Origin of the sequence: Neorhizobium sp. BETTINA12A, assembly GCF_023006485.1 — a bacterium.
GTDB lineage: Bacteria > Pseudomonadota > Alphaproteobacteria > Rhizobiales > Rhizobiaceae > Neorhizobium.
Genome location: NZ_JALBGW010000030.1, coordinates 1 through 22,809, shown reverse-complemented (window position 1 = coordinate 22,809; position 22,809 = coordinate 1). Strand labels below are relative to the sequence as shown.

The window sequence follows — 22,809 nt, the reverse complement described above, 5'->3', positions numbered from 1 at the left end:
TCCTTTCCGCCGGCAGCTTCAAGCCTCCCGACGCTTTATTGTTATCCTCTGGCGCGATGCAGGTCAGTGGTGAGGAGATGCGGCGCGGCGAGCGGAATTCGGCTTGCCTGGCTTACGCCAACGGCAATAGCCCTGGTCGAGGCGAGTACCGGACCGCCCTCGGCGAGAGTGCCAATTTCCATGAACGGGCAAACGGCGCCGCCGGCTTCTTCAACCAGCAAAAGCCCGGCAGCACAGTCCCAGGAGTTCATGTGCAACTCGACATAGGCATCGGAACGTCCATCGGCCACATAGGCGAGTGCCATAGCGCCGGATCCGGTTCGCCGGACGTTCGTGCCAAGTGCGAGAAGTTCGCCAATGGTCCGGATGTAGATTTCGTTCGGCACGCGGCCGGACCAACCCAATTCGACCGAAGCCGAATCGAAGCTTCTGGTGGCCGAAACGCTGATTTGCTTCTCATTCAGCGTCGCGCCGGCGCCACGGCAAGCGAAATAGAGCTCGTCTTGGGCCGGATTGTAGATCGCACCGATTTTCCAGTCGTAGTTCTCCACATAGGCAATCGAAATGCAAAAATGCGGAATGCCTCTGGCAAAATTGGCAGTACCGTCGATCGGGTCGACGACCCAAAGCCGATCGGTAACCTTCCCGCCTCCTTCTTCTCCGAGAAAGCCATCCACCGGAAAATGCTCGGAAATCGTGCTCCGGATCAGTGCTTCGGAGGCCGCATCCGTTTCGGTAAGAAAGTCCTGCGGACCCTTCATGGAAGTGGCGCGCCCGGTATTATCCTGAAAGCCCTTCAACACGAGCGCGCCGGCAGCCTTGATCACGTCCTTGCACAACAAGGCGCGACCCGACAGATCATTTGAATAGGAGGATTTGGCTGGCAATTGGGTTGTCCACTTGGTGCACACGTGTGCATTTACACGCAAGGTTAGAATTACCGTCACTCGTGAGCGGACGGAGGCCGGAAAATGATTTCATCGGCCTCGAGCGTTTTGCCGAGGCCGACATTGAGCGGACTATCCGCCGATTACGATGGTCTTGCTTTCCTTGACTGCGCGCAATGCCGCGTCGGCAAGCGCCAGTGCAATCAAGCCGTCCTCAGCCGAAGGCGAGGGCCCCGAGCCGCTTTCGAGGCTGTCGATGAAGGCGGAGATCTCCGCCGCATAAGCCTCGGTATAACGGGTCATGAAGAAATCATGCAGCGGCGGGCGGATATAGCCGTCCTTGTTGGCGACCTCAATCGAGACCGGCCGCTGGTTTTCGGCGGCCACGGACCCGAGCGATCCGTGCACCTCAATGCGCTGGTCATAACCGTAGCTCGCCCGGCGGGAGTTGGAGATGATGGCCTGCCTGCCGCTTTTCGTGGTCAGGATGAGGCTTGCGCTGTCATAATCGCCGAGCTCGCCGATTTTTGGGTCGACCAGGACGGCGCCGGACGCCATGACGCTGTGGATTTCCTCACCGAGCAGGAAACGCGCCATGTCGAAGTCGTGGATCGTCATGTCGCGGAAAATGCCACCTGAAACCTTGATATATTCGGCCGGCGGCGGGCCTGGATCGCGGCTGGTGATAGTCACCATTTCCACCTTGCCGATCCTGCCGTCGTCGATCGCCTTACGAACTGCAAGGAAATGTGGGTCGAAGCGGCGGTTGAAGCCGAGCATCACCTTGGCGCCGGTCTTGCGCACCGTTTCCAGGCAGGCTTTGGCGCGGTCCACGTCGAGATCGATCGGCTTTTCGCAGAAAATCGCCTTGCCAGCCTTGGCGAAACGCTCGATCAGGTCGGCATGAGTATTGGTCGGCGTGCAGATAATGACCGCGTCGATATCCTTGTCCGTCTCGACGGCTTCGATCGTGCTAACGGCGCAGCCGGCGCTATCGGCGATCGCCTTTGCCGCATCCGCCATGGCGTCGACGACCGCGACTAGGTTCGCACGCTTGTCTTGCGTGATGGCACGCGCATGCACTTTGCCGATACGGCCTGCGCCGACAAGCGCCAGTTTCGTGACCATGATGTCCTCCCATTGTAGCTCGACGGATCCCATCGCAAGCGTCCGGCCCCAGTCATTTCGGCCTTTTCCTTGGTCGCTGCGAAGATCATTATCGCTTGTCCAAAGCAGATTTGGAACATATATTCTATTTTGCTAGATCGTCATTGTGTTTATGTCAAGCGGGATCAAGGAGGAAAGCGTGGCGAATTTCTCACCACCGGCCAATGTAAAGGCTTTCGAGGAGCGGCTTCTCGAGGTTTCGGAAAACCTGCCGAAACGCTTACGCCAATGTGCCGACTACGTCGCGGCAAACAAGGATAGGATCGCCGTCTCAACCGTTGCCGAAATGGCCGAAGGTGCAGGGGTGCAGCCTTCAGCTTTCATGCGCTTTTGCCAAATTTTAGGGTTCTCCGGCTTTTCCGAAATGCAGCGGCTGTTTCGCGAAACCTATGTGGGTGGGTGGCCGGACTATTCCACCCGGCTACTGCATCTGAGGGAAAAACCAGAAGGAAGCCCGTCCGCTCTGCTGGGCGAATTTGTCGAGGCCGGCAGGGCATCGATTGAAAGTCTGCTGAGCACGGTGGACCCGGTCGCTCTCAACGAAGGCGCCAATCTGCTTGTGGCTGCGGGAATGATCCATATCATTGGTCTCGGACGTTCGTTCTCGGTGGCGACATACGTTGCCTATCTCTTTGAGAAAATGGAAGTTCCTGCGGTTCTGCATACTTCGCTAGGTAAACTGGACAATCGGCATGCGATTCGAGAAGGCGATGCGCTGTTGGCGTTCACCTTTGCGCCTTATTCGGCGCCGACACTTGAACTTGTCGAAGACGTGGCTGCACGCAAGATTCCAATTGTAGCCGTAACTGACTCTGCGATTGGCCCGCTTGCGAAATTTCGCCCAACGACGCTTCTGGTTTCCGAGATTGATTTTGGGGCTTTCCGATCGCCCGCCGCAACGCTCTGTCTGGCAACTGCGCTCGCCGTCATCGTCGGTACGGCAAAATCGCAGAGGGCTTGAATTTTTATGTTGTGCTCTCTTAAAATGGAATTTATGATCCATTTTAAGTCTCGATAAAATGCCGCGGAGGGTGGCGCTATCTTGAGAGGGAGGAAATCTTGGCGTCACTGGATCTCATCACGATCGGCCGCTCGTCCGTTGATCTCTACGGCGTGCAGGTTGGCGGGCGTCTGGAGGATATGGCCTCCTTCAACAAATATATCGGCGGCTCGCCGACGAACATCGCCGCGGGTGCGGCAAGGCTCGGGCTGAAATCGGCGCTGATCACCCGCGTCGGCGCCGAGCATATGGGCCGGTTCATCCGCGAGCAGCTCGTCCGCGAGAAGGTCGACGTGCGCGGCGTCAAGACCGATCCGGAGCGGCTGACGGCACTCGTTTTGCTCGGCATCCGCGACCAGCATCAGTTTCCGCTGATCTTTTATCGCGAGAACTGCGCCGATATGGCGCTTTGCGAGGACGATATCGATCCCGGCTTTATTGCAGAAGCGGGCTGCGTCTGCGTCACGGGCACCCATCTTTCCCATCCGAACACCGAGGCTGCCGTCTTGAAGGCGCTGCGGCTCGCCCGCGAGAATGGCGCCCGCACGGCCCTCGATATCGACTATCGTCCGAACCTGTGGGGCCTTGCGGGCCACGAGGCGGGAGAAAGCCGCTTTATCGAGTCCGGCAAGGTGACTGCCAAGCTGCAGTCCAGTCTGCATCTGTTCGACCTGCTGGTCGGGACGGAAGAGGAATTTCATATCGCCGGCGGTTCGACCGACACGCTCGAGGCGCTGAGAGCGGTTCGCGCCGTTTCCAAGGCGACGCTGGTCTGCAAGCGCGGCCCGATGGGCGCCGTCGTCTTTGAAGGCGAGATTCCCGACAGTCTCGACAAGGGCCAGACGGGGCAGGGTTTTCCAATCGAGGTCTTCAACGTGCTCGGTGCCGGCGACGGCTTCATGGCGGGCCTGCTGAAGGGCTGGCTCACCGGCGAGGACTGGCCGACGGCGCTGAAATACGCCAACGCCTGCGGCGCCTTCGCCGTCTCGCGCCACGGCTGCACGCCGGCCTATCCGAGCTGGGAAGAGCTGCAGTATTTCTTCCGCACCGGCATCCGGGACAGGGCGCTGCGCAAGGACGGCGCGCTTGAGCAGGTGCACTGGTCGACCAACCGGACGGGCGCGTGGCCGCAATTGCGGGTCTTCGCCTTCGATCACCGCATGCAACTCGAAGCGATCGCCGATGAGGCGGGACAAAGTTCGGAGCGGATCGACGAGTTCAAGGCACTGTGCCTGAAGGCCGCGCTCGACGTATCGGACGGCAGGCAGGGCTACGGCATTCTTTGCGACGGGCGGCTCGGACGCGAGACGCTTTACAAGGCGACGGGCACGGGATTGTGGATCGGCCGGCCGGTGGAATGGCCAGGCTCGCGCCCGCTGACCCTGGAGCCCGAGCTTGGTCCCGATCTCGGTGGCATCACAGAATGGCCGGTCGAGAATGTTGCCAAGGTTCTCTGCTTCTACCATCCCGATGACCCGGCAGAGATGCGGGAGAAACAGGAAGAGGTGATCCAGCGCCTGTTTGCCGCCACCCGCCGCAACCGGCTGGAAATGCTGCTGGAGGTGATCCCGTCCAAGGTCGGACCGGTCAACGATCGAACCGTTGCCGATATCATCGAGCGTTTTTATGAGATCGGCGTCTATCCCGATTGGTGGAAGCTCGAACCGATGACGAGCGAGGCCGCCTGGGCGAATGCCTGCGCCGCCATCGAGAAACATGATTCCTATGTGCGCGGCATCGTCGTGCTGGGGCTCGATGCGCCGATGGCGGAGCTGGAGGAAAGTTTTGCCACCGCGGCAGGCTTCGACCTTGTGAAGGGTTTTGCCGTCGGCCGGACGATTTTCGGCGATGCGGCGCGGCGGTGGTTTGCCGGCGCGATCGGTGATGACGAGGCGGTGGCCGACATGGTGCGAAAATACCGCGAACTCTGCACGGCCTGGGACACGGCACGCGCAAGAGCGGGCAGCGGAGGAGGAAGCAGCCAATGACAACAGTGAGACTGACCGCCGCGCAGGCGATGGTGCGCTATCTCGCAAACCAGATGACGGAGGAGGGCGTGCCCTTTATCGCCGGTGTCTGGGCGATCTTCGGCCACGGCAATGTCGCCGGCATGGGCGAAGCGCTGGCGGGCATCCGGCCGGACCTGCCTACCTATCGCGGCCAGAACGAGCAGTCGATGGCCCATGCGGCGATCGCCTATTCCAAACAGCTTCGCCGCAGCCGAGCGATGGCGGTGACCTCTTCGATCGGACCGGGCGCGCTCAACATGGTCACGGCGGCAGCACTTGCGCATGTGAACCGCCTGCCGGTGCTCTTCATCCCAGGCGATGTCTTCGCCAATCGCGGCCCCGATCCGGTTCTGCAGCAGATCGAGAATTTCGGCGATGGTCTTGCCAGTGTCAACGACTGCTTCCGACCGGTCAGCCGTTATTTCGACCGCATCAGCCGGCCGGAACATCTTTTGACTGCACTGCCGCGCGCCATGCGGACCCTGACCGATCCTGCCGATTGCGGCCCAGTGACATTGGCTTTCTGCCAGGATACCCAGGCCGAGGCCTATGATTATCCGGAAAGTTTCTTCGAGCCGAAGACGTGGCATTGGCGCCGGCCGCGGCCGGATGAGAACGAGCTTGAGCGTGCAGTCGAGGCGATCCGAGCAGCAAAAAATCCGGTCATCGTCGCCGGCGGTGGCGTGCATTTTTCCGGCGCGACCGGGGCGCTCGCGGCGTTTGCGAGCCGGCACAATATCCCGGTCGTCGAGACGCAGGCCGGCAAGTCGGCGCTGCCCTGGGACCATACATCCAATTTCGGCCCGGTCGGCGTGACCGGCGCTTCGAGCGCCAATGCCGTTTGCGAAAACGCCGATCTGGTGATTGGCGTCGGCACACGGTTCCAGGATTTCACCACCGGCTCCTGGGCGCTCTTCAAGAATCCGACGCGCCGTATCCTGTCGCTCAATGTCCAGCCCTATGACAGCGCCAAGCACGAAGCGATCCCGCTCGTCTCGGACGCGAAGGTCGGGCTGGAGCTGGTGAGTGCGGCGCTCGGCGATGATCGTTTCCGAGGAGTGGATGCCGGCCTCAAGGAGGACTGGTTCGCCAATGCGGATGCCGTCACCGCTGCCCCCGAGGATGGCAATCTGCTGCCGACCGACATGCAGGTGATCGGTGCAGTCCAGCGCGCCTCGCGCGACAATACGGTCGTCATGTGCGCCGCCGGCACCATGCCGGGCGAGCTGCATCAGCTCTGGAAGGCGGGAAGGCCGCTCTCCTACCATATGGAATACGGCTTCTCCTGCATGGGCTACGAGATCGCCGGCGGGCTCGGCATCAAGATGGCGGAGCCGGATCGCGACGTGATCGTCATGATCGGCGACGGCTCCTACATGATGATGAACTCCGAGCTTGCGACGGCCGTTGCCATGGGCGTCAAGATCACCGTCGTGATCACCGACAACCGCGGTTACGGCTGCATCAACCGGCTGCAGATGGCGACCGGCGGCGAGCAGTTCAACAACCTCTATGCGCACACCAATCAGGCGAACCCGATGCAGATCGATTTCGCCGCCCATGCCGCCGCAATGGGCGCCGATGCCCGCAAGGTCTCCTCGATCGCCGATCTGGAAGCGGCATTGAACGGTGCGCGGGAAGCGAAGGTCGCAACCGTTATTGTCATCGACACCGATCCCTATCCGACGCCTGAAGGCGGGGGATACTGGTGGGACGTCGCGGTGCCGGAGGTCTCGACCCGCGCTGAAGTCACGCAAGCTCGCGCCGCCTACGAAGCCGCACTCAAGGAAAGACGCTGACATGATCCTCTACGGTACCAATCCCATCGCCTGGTCGAACGACGACGACCGTTCGCTTGGCGCCCATATCAGCCTCGACCAGTGCCTCGACGAGACCGCCAAGATCGGTTTTGACGGCATCGAGAAGGGCCACAAGTTTCCGCAGGAGCCGGCGGCGCTCAAGGCCGTGCTGGAGCCGCGCGGGCTGCGCTATGTTTCCGGCTGGCACTCCCTGAACCTGCTCGTCAACTCCGTCGAGGACGAGAAACGAGCGATGCAGCCGGCGCTCGATCTCCTCAAGGCGATGGGTTCGAAAGTCATCATCGTCTGCGAGACGTCGAATGCCATCCACGGCGACGACGGCAAGGCCGTCAACGACCGTCCGAAACTCCCCGACAGCGAGTGGAAATCCTTCGGCGCCGGCGTCGAGGCGCTGGCGGAGTTTGCGGCCGAGCAGGGCATCAGCCTCGTCTATCACCACCACATGGGCACGATCATCGAGAGCGAAGCCGAGATCGACAGGCTGATGGCAAATACCGGCCCGCATGCAAAACTCCTGCTCGATACCGGCCATTGCCTGTTCGGCGGCGGTAACCCGGAGCGCGCCGCAAGCAATCACATGGCCCGCGTCGGCCATATCCATGCCAAGAACGTCCGCCCAGACGTCGCCGCGCAGGTGCGGAACGAAGGCCTTTCTTTTCTCGAAGGCGTGCGCCGTGGCGTCTTCACCGTCCCGGGCGACAAGGAAGGCGGCGTGAGTTTCCCCCCGGTGCTGAAGGTCGCCGCCGACCATGGTTATGAAGGCTGGCTGGTGATCGAGGCCGAGCAGGACCCGGACGTGCGCAATCCCTTCGAATACCAGAGCATGGGCCTCTCGTCGCTGAAGGTGATGGCGCAGGCAGCCGGCCTCGACAAGGGGAGGGGCGACGCATGACGAACCTGCTGCGCAAGCCGAAAGACGCATCCGGCAAGGTGCATGACGTCACGCCGAAGGATGCCGGCTGGGGTTATGTCGGCTTTGGCCTCTACCGCCTCAAGCCGGGCGAAAGCGCTGCCGAAAAGACCGGCGAGACGGAAGTCATCCTCGTGCTGGTCGAGGGCAAGGCGGATATCTCCGGAGGCGGCAAGGCTTTCGGCGAGCTCGGCGACCGGATGAATGTCTTCGAGCGCAAGCCACCCCACTGCGTCTATGTGCCCGCTGGTTCCGACTGGAGCGCCAAAGCGACCACCGAATGCACGCTCGCTGTCTGCACCGCGCCGGCCAAGCCCGGACGCGAAGCGGCAGTGATCGGGCCGGAAGGGCTTTCCCTCAATACCCGCGGCAAGGACGCCAATACCCGCTACATCTTCCCGATCGCCATGGAGGAAAGGGACGTCGCCGACAGCCTTCTGGTCACCGAGGTGTTCACCCCGGCCGGCAACTGGTCGTCCTATCCGCCCCACCGGCATGACGAGGATAATTTCCCCGATATGACCTATCTGGAAGAGACCTATTACCACCGGCTGAACCCGGCGCAGGGGTTCGGCTTCCAGCGGGTCTTTACCGAAGACGGCTCGCTTGACGAGACCATGGCCGTTTCGGACCACGATCTCGTGCTGGTGCCAAAAGGCCATCATCCCTGCGGCGCGCCTTATGGCTACGAGATGTATTATCTGAACGTCATGGCCGGCCCGATCCGCAAATGGCGGTTCAAGAACCACCCGGACCATGACTGGATCTTCAGAAGGGACAATCCCTAAGCCGGTTGCCTAAATCAGTTCTCTGGGATGCTCGGCGATGTCGCCGATCTCGGCCATATAGGTGTCGAGCTTGTCGAGCATCTCGCGGAAAATTCCCGCATAGGCCGGATCGTCCGCGACGTTTCTCAATTCGTGCGGATCTTCCACGCAATCGAATAATTCCCATTCCGGGGGGGCGCCATTCGGTCTGGCGCCTGGCTGTCCCAGATCGTCATTGTACCAGTAGATGAGCTTGTAGCGGGCGTCGCGCACCCCGTAATGCGCCCAGGCGCCGTGGATGGCATCGTTGTGCATCCAATAGCGATGGTACACCAATTGCTGCCAGTCGCTCGGGGTCCGCCCCTCCAGCACAGGTCGCATCGACCGCCCTTGCATGAAGGAAGGCGTCCGCACCCTTGCATAGTCCAGGAAGGTGGGCGCAAAATCGACGTTGCAGGCGAGATCACGACTGGTCGTGCCACCCGGAATCGCCGCCGGATAACGCGCCAAAAACGGCATCTGCAGACTTTCCTCATACATGAAACGCTTGTCGAACCAGCCGTGCTCACCAAGGAAGAAGCCCTGGTCGGAGGTGTAGATCACCAGCGTGTTCTCGGTCAGGCCTTTTTCGTCGAGGTAGTCGAGCAGGCGGCCGACATTGTCGTCGATCGATTGAACCGTCCGGAGGTAGCGCTTCATGTAGCGTTGATATTTGAATTCTGCGAAAGCCTGTGGATCGGTGAAGGTGTAATTCCGGCCGGTCGAAGCGCATACCACAGTGATGCTTTCGCCACTTTTAAGTTCCGGCACGCGGCGAATCGGGATCTGATCCAGCATCAGTTCTCCCGTGATGGTGGCAGGCCCCTCCGGCTGCACGAGCCCGAGATCCTCCCAGTTGAGATCGGAACGAACGCGCATGCGGGCGGCGGCGGCCGCTGCCGCACGGCCGGAATAATCGTCGTTGAACGTCGACGGCAGCGGAAGATCCTCTTCCGCCCAGAGATGATTGTGTTTGTGGTCGGGCACGAAATTACGATGGGGCGCCTTGTGGTGGCACATCAGAAAGAACGGGCGGCCGTCGCCTTGTTCGATGAAATCGATCGATTTGTCGGTGATGATATCGGTGACATAGCCGGGAATTCGGCGCCGGCCATCACGATCGATGAAGGCCGGGTCCCAATAATCACCCTGCCCTGGAACGACGGCCCAGTCATCGAACCCCTTCGGCTCGTGGAGAGGCCCTTCGCCGAGATGCCATTTGCCGAAGATGCCGGTACGGTATCCTGCCGCTTTCAAAAGTTTGGCCACGTTGGGGATGCGATTGTTCATGTGCGTCACGAGCGTCGTGACGCCATTGACGTGGTTATGCGTGCCGGTCAGGATCGCGGCCCGCGACGGCGTGCAGATCGAGTTCGTGACATAGGTCGCGTCATGTCTCACACCCTCCTTCGCCAGCCGATCGATATTTGGGGTGTGGTTGAGACCTGCGCCATAGGCCGAGATTGCCCGCGCGGCATGGTCATCCGACATGATGAAAAGGATATTCGGTCGCAAGTATTCCTCCCTCGCACGCGGCAGGAATACGTATGATCGCAACCATCGAGCCCGTCCGCCTTGGTCAAGGATACAGCGTCAGGTCATGCGCAAATAATGCAATTTCAGAAGCAAGCGATGCGAAAAACTGATCACTGCTGACCGCTTCGCCCGGTCTCCGGTGACTTCTCGAGATGAAAGAGCTCCCTGCAGAGTGCGATCAGCTGGCGCACCGGAGCCCAGTCACCGAGTTCTTCGCGATAGATCACCCCCGTCCGCGTATGCCTGTAATTGAGGTTGACCGGCACCGGAACGATGCGCGGGCAGGACGTCGCAAGCACGGCCGCATCGGGCAGCAGGCAGAGGCAATCGCTCCGCTGAAGGATGGACAATGTCGAATGCAGGCTCTCGCAGCTCAACCGGATATCGGGCTCCCGCCCCAGCCGCTCGAAAAGACCGTGCTGGGTGGTGGCCTGATAGATCGGAAGCTCGGAATGAACGAGCCAGGGATAATCGAGCAGGCGCTCCGGCGGAACCGCTCCTGCCGCATCACGGGCGGCGAAGATCGGATGATCCTCGCGCGCCATGACATTGTTGATCACCTTCGTCAGCGGAAGCGCAACGAGGCGGAAGTCTTGCGGATCATCGACCGTCATTCCCGTGAACAGCATATCGAGGCGCCCCTCCAGGAGATCGGTGATCGAGGTCGCATAACGGCTGTTCCTGAGCTCGAAGACGATCTTGGGGAACCGTCGCTGCATGTCGACGAGCAGCTCCGGCAGGATTGCGGGGCGCCACATCGGCCCGGCGCCGATCCGCAGATAGGCCTTGCCTATCGCCCTGTCGGACATAAGTTCCTGCTCGGCCACTTCCCAGTGGCGCATCATCCGCAGTGATTCTGACAAGACCTTCTCGCCGAACAGCGTCGGACGCACACCACGTGCATGCCGCTCCAGAAGCGGCCGCCCGAAATGGGCCTCCAATTGGGCGAGAGATCGAGACAAGGCGGGCTGCGTGAGGTTCAGCCGTTCGGCGGCACGACGGAGACTGCCTTCCTCCACGATCGCCTGGAGACGGAAGAGGTGGGTGATCTGGTCCAGCATGGCAGTGATAAGCTTCGTTTATCGGTCACGCCGTTAATTGCATTTTTCCTGCATTGCCTCAACTGCTATGGCATTCGGAATGCCAAGAATGCGTATTTGGCAGGATCTTATTCGCTACATGCAGCCTGTCTGGCCGGGGAGCGGGCAAGTCAGGCTCTCGGGGAGGAGAGCATGCGAAACCGATTGATTTTGTCCGCCTTGACGGCGGTTTTTTTATCCGTGCCGCCAGTCGCCAAAGCAGAAGTCGGGAACAACCCCGAGACGCTTGCGCTCGCTGGCATTCTGGATAACGACACCTTCGACCGTGCCGGCCTTTCCATCGGCCATCGCGCCCAGTACTGGATGCCGGTCTTCGACACGCTGCTCTATACCGCACCGGACGGCAAGACGATGCCAAACCTGGCCACGGAATGGCACTTTAACGGCGATGGTACGGAGCTGACGCTCAAGCTGCGCGAAGGCGTCAAATTCACCGACGGAACGCCTTTCAACGCCGAGGCGGTGAAGGCAAACCTCGAATATCTGCGCGATGGCGTCGGGCAGAACACCTGGATGGCTGGCGCCGTCCAGAATGTCGAGATCGTAGGCCCGGCAGAGCTGAAGCTGCACCTCAAGGAACCAGATCCGGGCATGCTCTTCAACCTGGCGACCGTGGGCGGCGCGATGGCGAGCCCCGCGACGCTCGGCAAGGCTGATTCCAAGATGCTCCCGATCGGCTCCGGGCCTTACATCTACGACACGGCGCGCTCGGTGACCGGGCGGCAATACGTCTACAAGCGCAATCCGGATTATTGGAATGCCGGCGCCTTTCCGTTCGAAACCATGACGATCACGCCGATCAACGATCTCAGCGCGCGGATGAATGCGCTGAAATCCGGTCAGGTGGATGCCGCCGCGGGCGAAGGACAGGTCGTCACCGAGGCCGAGGCGAGCAAACTGACCGTCTCCAGATTGCCCGTGGACTGGCTGGGTCTGTTTCTCTCCGACCGCGACGGCAAAATGGTAAAGGCGCTGTCCGACGTCCGCGTCCGGCGCGCGCTCAATATGGCATTCGATGAAAAAGCGATCCTGAAGTTCGTCGCCAGGGGTTATGGCGAAGTCACGGATCAACCTTTCGTCCCGCCGAGCGAGGCATTTGATCCATCGCTCGACGGGACCTATCACTACGACCCGAAGGCGGCCCGTGCCCTGCTTGCCGAAGCGGGTTATCCCAACGGCTTCAGCGTCACGATGCCGGATATCGGCACGCTTGCTGCCTATACGCCGATCATCACCCAGCAGCTCAAGGATATCGGCGTCACCGTCAGCTGGGTGAAAGTTCCGCCGAACGTCACGATCGCCGAGTTGCTGTCGGGCAAATACCCGATGTTCCTTTTTCGTCTGGGGAGCCAGTCGCCTTGGGCCGACTTCAACAAATTCGCCTTCGCAAACTCCCCCTGGAACACCTCCAAGGCAAAGGACGAAAAACTGGAGGCTCTCCTGAAGACAGCCCAGTATACGCCTCCAGGCAAGGAGCAGAATGCCGCGATGCAGGCTGCCAATCGATATATGGTCGAGAATGCCTTCTTTGCGCCGTGGTTCCGCATCGACAGCATCTACATTTCCAACGCTGAGGTGAAGGTCCAGATGCAGGCGCAGAACATCGTGCCTTGGCCGCGCAATTATGCGCCCGCAAAGTGAGCTCGGACGCCGATGGTACGTTATCTTCTGAGACGGGTGGCTTCCGGCATCGCGCTGCTTTGCCTGGTCTCGACCGTAACCTTCATGATGGTTTTCGGCGCCACGGGCAACGTCGCCCGCAACATCCTCGGTGAGAACGCGACGGTCGACCAGCTGAAGGCGCTGAACAGCCGGCTGGGGCTCGACCGACCGCTGATGGTCCAATTCGGGGATTGGGTGAGCCATGTCGTTCGCGGCGACCTCGGCCCGTCATGGACGATGAGCGAGAGCGTGGCGTCGGCACTTGCGAGCCGGCTGCCCGTCACCCTGTCAATGGTGACCATCGCCGTGGCGCTGATGGCGCTCCTTTCGGCTATGCTCGGCATCGCCGCGGCTGTCCGGGGCGGCTGGGCGGACCGCGCAATCCAGATCGTCAGCGTCGCAGGTTTCGCCATGCCGAATTTCTGGCTCGGCCTGCTGCTGGTCCTCACCTTCTCGGTCAAGTTCGGCTGGCTGCCGGCGACGGGTTATGTTTCGTTCAGTGCCTCGCCGTCCGCGTGGGCGGCTTCCCTGGTGCTTCCCGTAACGGCGCTGGTGCTTTCGGGGATAGCCTCGGCCTCCCAGCAGATCCGGGGCGCGGTCATCGATGCGCTCAAGCAGGATTACGTGCGCACACTCCGCGCCCGCGGCGTCAGCCCCCGTTCGGTGCTCTACCGCCATGCGCTGCGCAATGCGATGCCGGCGGCGCTGACGGTCCTTTCGGTTCAGTTCATCGCCCTTCTCGGTGGTGCCGCCGTCATCGAGCGCGTGTTCGCCATTCCCGGCATGGGTTCGTTGACGGTCTCGGCTGCGCTGATCGGCGACGTTCCCGTGCTCATGGGAGTGGTCGTGACCCTCATCATCGTGGTCGTCCTGGTGAACATACTGGTCGACTTCCTCAACGCATGGGCAAATCCGAAGGTGAGGATGTCATGAGCGACATCAACACCGCCCAGCCGCCAATCCCCGCCGCTTCGCAGCGCCGTCATTTCGTCCGTTCGGTGCTCACCAATCCGACAGGCCTTGTCGCTGCGCTGGCGCTTCTGATCGTCATCGCATCGGCGATCTTCGCGCCTCTGCTTGCCCCCAACGATCCGTCCGCCGTCCAGATATTCAAGGTCAATGCCGTCGCCGGCGACGGTTATCTCCTCGGCGGCGACGGTTCGGGACGTGACATATGGAGCCGTCTCCTTCATGGCGGCCGCAACACATTCCTCGGTGCGCTGATCACGGTCGTCATCGCCGCATCCATCGGGGTGACGGCGGGGCTCTTCGCCGGCTTTTACGGCAGGAAGCTCGATCTGGTCGCCCGCTGGATCTCCGACGGCATCATGGCACTGCCGGCGCTGATCGTCTTGCTCGCCTTCTATCAGGCGCTCGGGGCCTCGATCTACCTGTCGATGGCGGTTTTCGGAGTGATGCTGTCGCCCGGCTTCTTCCGGCTTACGCGCAACCTCGTCAATGGCGTCAAGCACGAGCTCTATATCGATGCCGCGCGCGTCTCAGGTCTCAGCGATCTCAGGATCATCACGAAGCACATCCTGCTTTCGGTGCGGGCGCCGGTGGTCATCCAGACCTCCATCGTCGCGGGCATTGCCATCGTCGTCCAGTCCGGTCTCGAATTCCTCGGGCTGGGCGACCCAAGCACGCCGACCTGGGGCGGCATGCTGCAGGACGCCTTCTCCAACATCTATGTCTCGCCGCAGGCGATCCTCTGGCCGGGGCTGGCAATCACGGCGACGGTCGCTTCGCTGGTGCTGCTTGCGAACGCCATTCGCGATCGCATGCAGCAGGGCGGCGTTCAGGTCAGGGCGCCGAAAGTCCTTCCCCTGGCGGTGAGCGAACCGCTGCCGCAAACCGCATCCGACGTGCTCCTCGACGTGCGCGATCTGGTCGTTGCCTATCCCGCGAACGACGGCTGGCGCGAAGTCGTCAAGGGCGTGAGCCTCAGCCTCAGGCGCGGCGAAGTTCTGGGGCTTGTCGGCGAAAGCGGATCAGGCAAGAGCCAGACGGCGTTTTCCATCCTCGGACTTTTGTCGCCCGGGGGTCGTGTGCTTTCCGGCTCCATCCAGTTCGACGGTATCGAACTGGGAAAGTCTTCCGAAGATGAGCTGCGTGCCCTTCGCGGCAAGCGCATCGCCTATGTCCCCCAGGAGCCGATGGCCAATCTCGATCCGGCGTTCCGGATCGGATTCCAGCTCGTCGAGCCGATGATGACAGTGCTCGGGATTTCTAGGGCGGAAGCGACACAGCGGGCGCTGAAACTGCTTGCCCGCGTGAAGCTGCCGGACCCCGAACGGGTGTTTCGCGCCTATCCACACGAGATTTCGGGGGGCATGGCCCAGCGCGTCCTCATTGCCGGTGCGGTCGCCTGCAGTCCCGACCTTCTGATCGCCGACGAACCGACCACCGCGCTTGACGTAACCGTGCAGGCGGAAGTGCTCGACCTTCTGCGCGACCTGCAAAAGGAGTTCAACATGGCGGTCATGCTGGTGACCCACAATTTCGGTGTCGTGGCGGATAGCTGCGACCGGGTGGCCGTCATGAAGGACGGCAGGATCGTGGAAATCAATACCGTGGCAGACCTCTTTGCCGCGCCGGCGCACGACTACACCCGCATGCTTCTCGGATCCGTTCTCGAAGATGGCAGGACGCGCACATATCGACTACCGATGACGGAGGAGATGCGCACATGAACGATCAGATCCTTGTCGATTGCCGCGACGTCAACGTCCATTTCGGCGCCCACCATGTCCTGAAGCACGTCAATCTCACCATCCGCCCCGGTGAAACCGTAGGGCTGGTGGGCGAGAGCGGATCGGGCAAGACGACGCTCGGACGCGCCATTCTCGGCATCGGCCCGGTCAGCTCCGGCGAGATAGTGTTCGACGGCGAGAATATCGCCGGAGTTCCGCCCCGCGCCCGCAAAGGCCAGGCCGCCATCCAGGCGGTCTTCCAGGATCCCTACAGTTCGCTCAACCCGTCGATGACGATCGAGGACATCCTGACGGAACCGATTGTTGCGCGCCGGCTCGCCTCGCGTGCCGATGCCTCCCGACAGGTCCGCAAGCTGCTCGATCAGGTCGCCCTGCCAAGCGACGCGGCGGACCGGTTTGCCCGCGAGTTTTCCGGCGGCCAGCGCCAGCGGATTGCCATTGCCCGTGCGCTGGCGCTGTCCCCGCGCCTCATCGTCTGCGATGAACCGGTCTCGGCACTCGATCTTTCCACTCAGTCGCGGGTCATGGACCTGTTCATCGAGATCCAGGAGCGGACGGGCGTCGCCTATCTTTTCGTTTCCCACGATCTGGCTGCGGTGCGTCACATCTCGCATCGTGTTGCGGTCATGCGCTTCGGCGAGATTGTCGAATTCGGAGAATGCGATCAGGTGACGGCGCGCCCCGCTCACGACTACACCAAGCGCCTGCTTCTCGCCGCGCCCGTCGCCGATCCCGCAAGGCAGGCGGAACGGCGCGCGGCGTTCCGCGCCCTCGCAATAACGGCTTAAACCATGCGCGCCATCGTCCTGATGTTCGACAGCCTCAACCGCCGCCTTCTGCCGCCCTATGGCGACAGGACGGCCCATGCCCCGAATTTCGGGCGGCTTGCGGAAAAGACGGCCACGTTCGACCGCTGTTATGCCGGTTCCATGCCCTGCATGCCGGCCCGGCGCGAAATGCATACCGGCAGGTACAACTTTCTTCACCGGTCCTGGTCGCCAATCGAGCCGTTCGACGACAGCGTGCCGGAATTGCTGAGAAACGCCGGTGTCTACACGCACCTCGTCACCGACCATCAGCATTATTGGGAGGATGGGGGCGCAACCTATCACACGCGCTTTTCTTCGCACGAGTTCTTTCGCGGCCAGGAAGGCGACCTTTGGAAAGGCATTGTCGAAGGTGTGGATCGCACACGTCTCGTCGACTTCCTCTACCAGATGAAGCGGCAGGACCCGATCAACCGGACCTATCTCAGGGACGAGCGTGACCACCCGCAAACGCGGACATTCGATGCCGGGCTGCAATTCATCGAAACCAATGCCGGCCAGGACGATTGGATGCTGCAGCTCGAGACCTTCGATCCGCACGAGCCGTTTTTCAGCTATGCCGAATATCACGCGCTCTATCCCGATACCGGCGAGGATTTCGACTGGCCGCCCTATGATCGCGTCACCGAGGCGGAAGAACGGGTCCTCCAGGCGCGGCATCGCTATTTGGCGCTGCTTTCGATGTGCGACCGCAATCTCGGCCGGCTGCTCGACATGATGGACGAGAAGAACATGTGGGACGATACGATGCTGATCGTCTGCACGGACCATGGTTATATGCTCGGCGAAAGGGGCTGGTGGGGTAAATCCGTCATGCCGTGGTACGACGAGACGATCCACACGCCTTTCTTCGTCTGGGATCCGCGGGCAAGGGTTGCCGGCGAACGGCGCTCCGCACTCGTTCAGACCATAGACATTGCGCCGACGCTCCTCGACCTCTTCGGCCTCCGGCCGACGCCCGATATGCAGGGAAAACCGCTCCTCGAGACGGTCAGAAACGATGCCCCGGTTCGCAAGGCCGGACTGTTCGGGAATTTCGGGGGGCACGTGTGTGTCACCGACGGCCGTTACGTCTACATGCGATGCTGCGCCATCGAGGACAATTCGCCGCTCCATGAATATACGCTGATGCCGACCCACATGCGCGCCCGCTTCTCCCCGGACGAACTGTCGAAGGCGGAGCTCGCGCCGCCTTTCTCTTTCACCAAGGGAGCCCTCGTCCTGCGCATACCGGGATGGACGATCCGCGGACCCTGGGTTTTCGGGACCCTGCTCTACGATCTTGAGACGGATCCCGAGCAGAAAAATCCGCTCAGAGATGATAGAATTGAATTGCGGATGGCCGAGCTGCTCGTCGATCTGATGCGTGCCTCCGATGCACCCTCCGATCAGTTCAAACGGCTCGGCCTTCCGGAGACGGGACCGGTGCGCGGCGAACACCTGCTCATCGAAAAACAATGGGCGCAGGTCGTTTCCGGCCAGCGCAGCGTGGCGAAGGCGAGCGATTTTCCACAAGGGGCTCGGGTGGCGAACATCCCCATCGCGAAGCTTATGGCCGACGAAACGACGCGCCGCATCTTGATTGCGGAGGTTCCTCGTCTTGCGTCCAAGCCGCTGCCCGCGCCACTCGCCGCAAAGACGCTGGTGCAGGCAGCAACGGTTTGGCAGGAACTGGACCTGGAAAAGCTCGAGGCGCTTGAGCGCGCGCTCACAGAGCATGTTTGAACGGAGGCATCGATGCCATCGACACTGGATCATCTGACGAAATCGCCCTTCAACCTCGATCGCGAAGCCCTCGACTGGGTGACCCGGACGTTCCAGGCCCTGGACGACACCGCCCGCGCAGCCCAGCTTTTTAATCTCAATTCGCGCGGTGACGACCGCGAGGCGGAGATCGTCCGCCTCGGCGAGCTGCAGCCTGGCGGCATCACCCGTTATTTCGGCGCGAATGGTACGAGGGAACGCGCGCGTATGGCAGCGGTTCAGGCCGGGGCCACGGTCCCTCTGCTCGTTTCCGCCGATCTTGAAGGCTCACGCATGAGCCTCTCCTTCGGCACGGCCGTTCCCAACCCGCTGGCCCTGGCCGCCGTCGACGATGTCGAACTGACCGAGGCGATCTCCGACCTGATGGCGCGCGAAGCCCGTTCCGTCGGGATCAACTGGTCCTTCACACCGGTGCTGGATATCAACGCGGCCTTTCGCAGCCCGATCGTGGCAACCCGCGGATATGGCTCGGATCCGGCGCTGATCGAACGTCATGCACTGGCGCAGATGCGCGTCTTCCAGCGCCTTGGCCTTGCCGCGACCGTGAAACATTGGCCGGGCGAAGGCTATGACGAACGCGACCAGCACCTGGTCACAACGATCAATCCGCTGTCGATGGAAGAATGGCGAGCCACTTTCGGTGTGCTCTACAAGGCCGCCATCGATCAGGGGGTCAAGTCGGTCATGTCGGCGCATATCGCGCTGCCGGCTTATGTCCTGGAGCGCGATCCCGATGCAGGCGAAGAAGCCTATCTGCCGGCTTCAGTCTCTGCGCCGCTCAATACCGCGCTCCTGCGGGGCGAGTTCGGCTTCAACGGCCTGATCGTCTCCGACGCCAGTGAGATGGCAGGCCTTTCGGGCGTGATGCCGGCGCATGACGCGAAGATCGAGATCATCGCGAGCGGCTGCGACATGGTTCTTTTCTCTTCCAAACCGGAGGCGGAAATCGCTGCCGTGCGTGACGCCGCCCATTCGGGGCGCATTCCGGCGGAGCGTTTCCACGATGCCGTCACACGCGTCCTCGCCCTCAAGGCCTCACTCGGCCTGCATCGCAGCGTCGAGATGCCGGTCCGTGCAAGTGAGGCGTCGTCCCAGGAATTGGCCAACGAGGCTTTTGCTCGCGCGCCCACGCTGGTGAAGGACAGGAACGGTACGCTGCCGCTCGATCCCGAAAAGCATCGCCGCATCCTCGTCGTTTCCGGCGGGATCGTCGAGCCGATGCAGAATGCGAGGCTGGATTTCAAGCTGCCGGAAATGCTGGCCGCCGAGGGCTTCGAGGTGACCCTTAACCCCTATGGCACGCCGCTCGATACGGACGGGCACGACCTCGTCCTCTATCTGTTCGGCGAAGAGACGCTTCTGACGCGCGGGCGCATCTTTCTGGATTGGCGGGCACTTCACGGGGATTTCAGGGCCGCCATGAACCGGCCTTGGACGAGCCTGCCGACGGTGATGATTTCCTTCGGTTTTCCCTATTATCTCTACGATGCCCCCCGGGTGCCGACCTATATCAATGCCTATTCCACCCATGAGGCGATGCAGGCCGCTGTGGTGGAGGCGCTGATGGGGCGGAGGCCGTGGAACCGGAGGAGCCCCGTCGATCCTTTTGCCGGAGCGCCTGACGCGCGATACTGATGGCATCCGGCATGCATGCTGGACGAGGCATGCATGCCTCTAACCGACCAGACCGAGGCGCCACCTGCGATCAAGGGCCATTGTTCTTTCCGGCTACGATGTCATAGGCGATCCGGAAGCCCGTATTGCTCGAGGCGCTATCCGGGGAAAGGCCCATTCGCGCTGCGATCCGGTACCGATAGCAGTAACTTTTGTGGCAGAGGAACGAACCGCCCTTCAGCACCTTGTCGGAAAAGCGCTTGGCATGCTCGTTTCGCGTCTTCGCCTGTTTCGACAGCGAGCGCACCTTGAAAGGGTCGGCGGTCCATTCCCAGACATTGCCGGCGAGATTGTAGAAACCGGCCTCATTCGGGGCGAAGCTGCGCGCCGGCGCGGTGCCGAAATATCCGTCCTGCAGCGTGTTGGTGTCGGGAAAGCGGCCCTGCCAGATATTGCAGAAGATCGCTTCGTCGGTCGGCTCTTCCTCGCCCCAGGGATACCGCCGGCGGCGGTTGCCGCCACGCGCCGCATGCTCCCATTCCGCTTCTGTCGGCAGACGGCCGCCGACCCATCGCGCGAACGCGAGCGCATCGTTCCAGGAGACGTGGGTGACCGGATGGTCAAGCCGATCGTCGATGGAACTGCCGCGGCCTTCCGGCTGCCGCCATGTGGCGCCGTCGACGCGCGTCCACCAAGGGGTTCCGATAACGCCACCCGTCGCAAGGCTGAGGTCACCGAGCAGCGATGCGAACACAGCCGACGAGCCGAACCGCTCCGATTCCGTCACATGGCCGGTCGCCTCGACGAACTGGGCAAACCGACGGATGGTGACCGTCTCGACCTCGAGGTGAAAATCCTGCAACGAAATCCTGCGCTCCGGCCCCTCGCCATCGGCGGAGATTACCGGGTCATGGGTCCCAACGAATGTCTCGCCCCCCTCGACGGCAATCGCTTCCCCTCGGATGCCGGCAGAGACCGTGTTTGCCGGTACGCCAGATATTGCCTGCTCCGTCTCCCGCCTTGATCCTGAACAGCATCCACTCATTGCGTCTTCCTGATGTATCTTATTTCGTCTTGCGGATTTTCCAGGCCGCCAGATTTCTGCTCTTCCGCTATCCACGACTTCGCTTTGGCAAACATATAAACGCTCCATTGCGGGAATGCCAAAAGCATTTGGGCGATCGAATGATAGACGGGCTTTCGTCCTTTCAGCGGGCCATTGTTCCTTGAGGGAGCTCTGTTGACTAATTGATCAACTCGGCTGACAAAGGCGGCGATAAAGAGAGGGAACATTCATGGCCAACGAAGAAAACATCGAGCTTTCTACCGTGTCTGCGACGGCTGAATCCGCGCCGACGCCGTCCGTTGCCAAGAAGGCGGCCTCTCGACGAAAAAAGGCTTCGGTCGAACCTGTTCGCGCCACATCGAAAGCGGCTTCACCAACGAGGTCTAAAAGGCATACCGACGAAGGCAAGCTTGAAAAGCTGGGACAGATCGACGCCCAGCTGGCAAACGGGGTAACGCTCAAGGACGCAGTCAAGACCGTCGGTATTTCGGACCAAACATATTACCAATGGAAGAAGGCCGCAAAGTCCGAGGGCGCCGTTCGGAAAGCGCCTGTTTCTGTTCCCGTTACCGACGATCTTGCCGAGTTCACCCAGCTCGAAGAGGAGAACCAACGGCTTCGCAAGCTGTTAGCGGAAAAGTTGCGCACCGAGAATGCAGAACTGCGCAGACGACTCGGTCTTGAGTGAAGCCGACACCGGAATCTCGCGTCATGTGCCCAATTTGACTACAAGGTTCATTGGCTAGCCGATAAAGACAAAAGGCTTGTGGGACCCGCTCGATAGCGCAGGACTCGGCAATCGACATATCCACGCTGAGAGACAGATGAAGACCACACGGCGCAACTTTGTTGTCGAGTACAAAACCAATCGACGGCAGCCGAAGACCCCAGCAAACTCGATCTGGGGTGATACGGATTTGAGGGCACTGGCCCGGGCGGTGGAAAGCGACACGTCGCTGCCACATCGCATCCAGCCGATTGAGGAGCGCCCGCGAACCTCCGCCAATGCCGCGGTCACGTCCGAACGAGTGAAACTGGAGCCGAGCATTGAAAACGGCCATCGCGCCGACGATCCAGGAACAATCCTTTCATTGGACGGCGAAGCCGGTTCATCGCCGCCGCCTCAAATCGAATTGCCGGCGGCAATTGATGCTCAGCCATCCCCCGAAATGGTAGCGGTAGTAAGAGATCACGTACCGTTGTCGAGCGCCGAGAAGCCGCACGTAAACGTTCAGACCATCGAAATTGTCACGCCGTCCGAAAAGGACCATCCTCAGCGATTGAGTGTCCATCTGCCGGACGTGGTTTCGGATGACGATCTGGCGGCGCTCGACGCCGAGAACAGGCGGCTCAAAAAGCTGCTGGCCGACAAACTTCGGACCGAGAACGCTCGCCTGACGAACATGCTTCAGCGGCTCGGCAGCTTATAGTCGGCTTGAGAAGTCGGACCCAGCCAACCGGACATCTCCAACACAGGTTCCGAACTACCGTCAATCGGGAACCACGACCAGTTTGCCGACGAAATTCTTGGCCATGAAGTCCGTTTGGGCGTTGTGGAATTTCGACAACGGATAAACGCCGCCGACGAGCGGTCGGACCTTTCCGCTTTCGATATAGCCGACGAGGCGGCGAAAATCGGCGCGGCTTCCCTGGCTGGAACCGTGCAGCTCCAGCTGCTTCAGATACATCGTCCTGAGATCGAGCTGGACGACCGGGCCTGCAATGGCCCCCGCGGTCGTGTAACGGCCCTCGGGGCGAAGGATTTTCAGAAGATCGTTGAACATCGGGCCGGCCACGAGATCCGCGACCACGTCGATCGGCGCCCCGCCCGTAGCTTCGGTCACCGCCTCGGCAAGGTCGCCTTCCCCGCGCGTCACCACGGCCTCGGCGCCGATCTCGAGTACGGCGGTTTCCTTGCCAGGGCCGG

The 22,809-nt window shown here is 61.4% G+C and carries 19 protein-coding genes; 13 read left to right on the top strand and 6 right to left on the bottom strand.

All coding sequences use genetic code 11. From position 1 onward, the window contains the following. Positions 1-41: 41 nt before the first annotated feature. Both MOV61_RS10985 and iolG read right to left on the bottom strand, forming a co-directional pair. Positions 42-887 carry an inositol monophosphatase family protein gene (locus tag MOV61_RS10985; protein WP_040125492.1) on the bottom strand — a complete coding sequence of 282 codons (846 nt, stop codon included), beginning with the start codon at positions 885-887 and terminating at the stop codon, positions 42-44. Positions 888-1,019: 132 nt separating this feature from the next. Then, positions 1,020-2,015, bottom strand: a complete 996-nt coding sequence (gene iolG / locus MOV61_RS10980) for an inositol 2-dehydrogenase (protein ID WP_040125491.1) — start codon at positions 2,013-2,015, stop codon at positions 1,020-1,022. A 151-nt stretch (positions 2,016-2,166) separates the two neighbouring features. Here iolG and MOV61_RS10975 point away from each other — a divergent pair, with 151 nt between their 5' ends. From MOV61_RS10975 to iolB, 5 genes are all read left to right on the top strand, one after another. Beyond that, on the top strand, positions 2,167-3,015 hold the full coding sequence (locus MOV61_RS10975; protein WP_051900623.1) for a MurR/RpiR family transcriptional regulator: 849 nt from the start codon (positions 2,167-2,169) through the stop codon (positions 3,013-3,015). 98 nt (positions 3,016-3,113) lie between these two features. Next, positions 3,114-5,042, top strand: a complete 1,929-nt coding sequence (gene iolC, locus MOV61_RS10970) for a bifunctional 5-dehydro-2-deoxygluconokinase/5-dehydro-2-deoxyphosphogluconate aldolase (RefSeq protein ID WP_247136605.1) — start codon at positions 3,114-3,116, stop codon at positions 5,040-5,042. Further along, positions 5,039-6,862, top strand: a complete 1,824-nt coding sequence (gene iolD / locus MOV61_RS10965; protein ID WP_247136604.1) for a 3D-(3,5/4)-trihydroxycyclohexane-1,2-dione acylhydrolase (decyclizing) — start codon at positions 5,039-5,041, stop codon at positions 6,860-6,862. Before iolC ends, iolD begins: the two co-directional genes overlap by 4 nt. A gap of 1 nt (position 6,863) precedes the next feature. Further along, positions 6,864-7,775, top strand: a complete 912-nt coding sequence (iolE, locus tag MOV61_RS10960; RefSeq protein ID WP_247136603.1) for a myo-inosose-2 dehydratase — start codon at positions 6,864-6,866, stop codon at positions 7,773-7,775. Next, complete coding sequence (iolB, locus tag MOV61_RS10955; protein WP_247136602.1) at positions 7,772-8,581, top strand: 5-deoxy-glucuronate isomerase; 810 nt, start codon at positions 7,772-7,774, stop codon at positions 8,579-8,581. Before iolE ends, iolB begins: the two co-directional genes overlap by 4 nt. A 9-nt stretch (positions 8,582-8,590) precedes the next feature. Here iolB and MOV61_RS10950 read toward each other — a convergent pair whose 3' ends face one another. Together MOV61_RS10950 and MOV61_RS10945 are read right to left on the bottom strand one after the other, a co-directional pair. Next, complete coding sequence (locus MOV61_RS10950) at positions 8,591-10,114, bottom strand: sulfatase (RefSeq protein ID WP_258718861.1); 1,524 nt, start codon at positions 10,112-10,114, stop codon at positions 8,591-8,593. A 131-nt stretch (positions 10,115-10,245) separates the two neighbouring features. After that, a complete protein-coding gene (locus tag MOV61_RS10945) occupies positions 10,246-11,196 on the bottom strand; it encodes a LysR family transcriptional regulator (RefSeq protein WP_247136601.1) in 951 nt (316 codons plus the stop codon). Positions 11,197-11,367: 171 nt separating this feature from the next. Here MOV61_RS10945 and MOV61_RS10940 point away from each other — a divergent pair, with 171 nt between their 5' ends. The 6 genes from MOV61_RS10940 to MOV61_RS10915 are packed head-to-tail and all read left to right on the top strand — an operon-like array spanning position 11,368 to position 19,837. Continuing rightward, positions 11,368-12,876, top strand: a complete 1,509-nt coding sequence (locus MOV61_RS10940; RefSeq protein WP_247136600.1) for an ABC transporter substrate-binding protein — start codon at positions 11,368-11,370, stop codon at positions 12,874-12,876. A 12-nt stretch (positions 12,877-12,888) separates the two neighbouring features. Continuing rightward, entirely contained in the window at positions 12,889-13,830 is a 942-nt protein-coding gene (locus MOV61_RS10935; RefSeq protein WP_247136599.1) for an ABC transporter permease, read from the top strand. Continuing rightward, on the top strand, positions 13,827-15,590 hold the full coding sequence (locus tag MOV61_RS10930) for a dipeptide/oligopeptide/nickel ABC transporter permease/ATP-binding protein (RefSeq protein WP_247136598.1): 1,764 nt from the start codon (positions 13,827-13,829) through the stop codon (positions 15,588-15,590). Before MOV61_RS10935 ends, MOV61_RS10930 begins: the two co-directional genes overlap by 4 nt. Continuing rightward, positions 15,587-16,399, top strand: a complete 813-nt coding sequence (locus MOV61_RS10925) for an ATP-binding cassette domain-containing protein (RefSeq protein ID WP_247136597.1) — start codon at positions 15,587-15,589, stop codon at positions 16,397-16,399. The genes MOV61_RS10930 and MOV61_RS10925 overlap by 4 nt, the downstream gene beginning before the upstream one ends. 3 nt (positions 16,400-16,402) lie before the next feature. After that, entirely contained in the window at positions 16,403-18,163 is a 1,761-nt protein-coding gene (locus MOV61_RS10920) for a sulfatase-like hydrolase/transferase (RefSeq protein ID WP_247136596.1), read from the top strand. A gap of 12 nt (positions 18,164-18,175) precedes the next feature. Next, positions 18,176-19,837, top strand: a complete 1,662-nt coding sequence (locus tag MOV61_RS10915; protein WP_247136595.1) for a glycoside hydrolase family 3 protein — start codon at positions 18,176-18,178, stop codon at positions 19,835-19,837. 70 nt (positions 19,838-19,907) lie between these two features. Here the strand turns inward: MOV61_RS10915 and MOV61_RS10910 are convergent, their stop codons facing one another. Continuing rightward, entirely contained in the window at positions 19,908-20,861 is a 954-nt protein-coding gene (locus MOV61_RS10910; protein ID WP_247136594.1) for a formylglycine-generating enzyme family protein, read from the bottom strand. A gap of 250 nt (positions 20,862-21,111) precedes the next feature. Here MOV61_RS10910 and MOV61_RS10905 point away from each other — a divergent pair, with 250 nt between their 5' ends. Both MOV61_RS10905 and MOV61_RS10900 read left to right on the top strand, forming a co-directional pair. Next, positions 21,112-21,570, top strand: coding sequence for a transposase (locus MOV61_RS10905; RefSeq protein ID WP_247136593.1), 459 nt, complete (start codon positions 21,112-21,114; stop codon positions 21,568-21,570). 136 nt (positions 21,571-21,706) lie between these two features. Then, entirely contained in the window at positions 21,707-22,312 is a 606-nt protein-coding gene (locus MOV61_RS10900) for a hypothetical protein (RefSeq protein ID WP_247136592.1), read from the top strand. Positions 22,313-22,372: 60 nt separating this feature from the next. Here MOV61_RS10900 and MOV61_RS10895 read toward each other — a convergent pair. Continuing rightward, the coding region (locus MOV61_RS10895; RefSeq protein WP_247136591.1) for a zinc-binding dehydrogenase at positions 22,373-22,809 on the bottom strand (437 nt) is incomplete at its 5' end.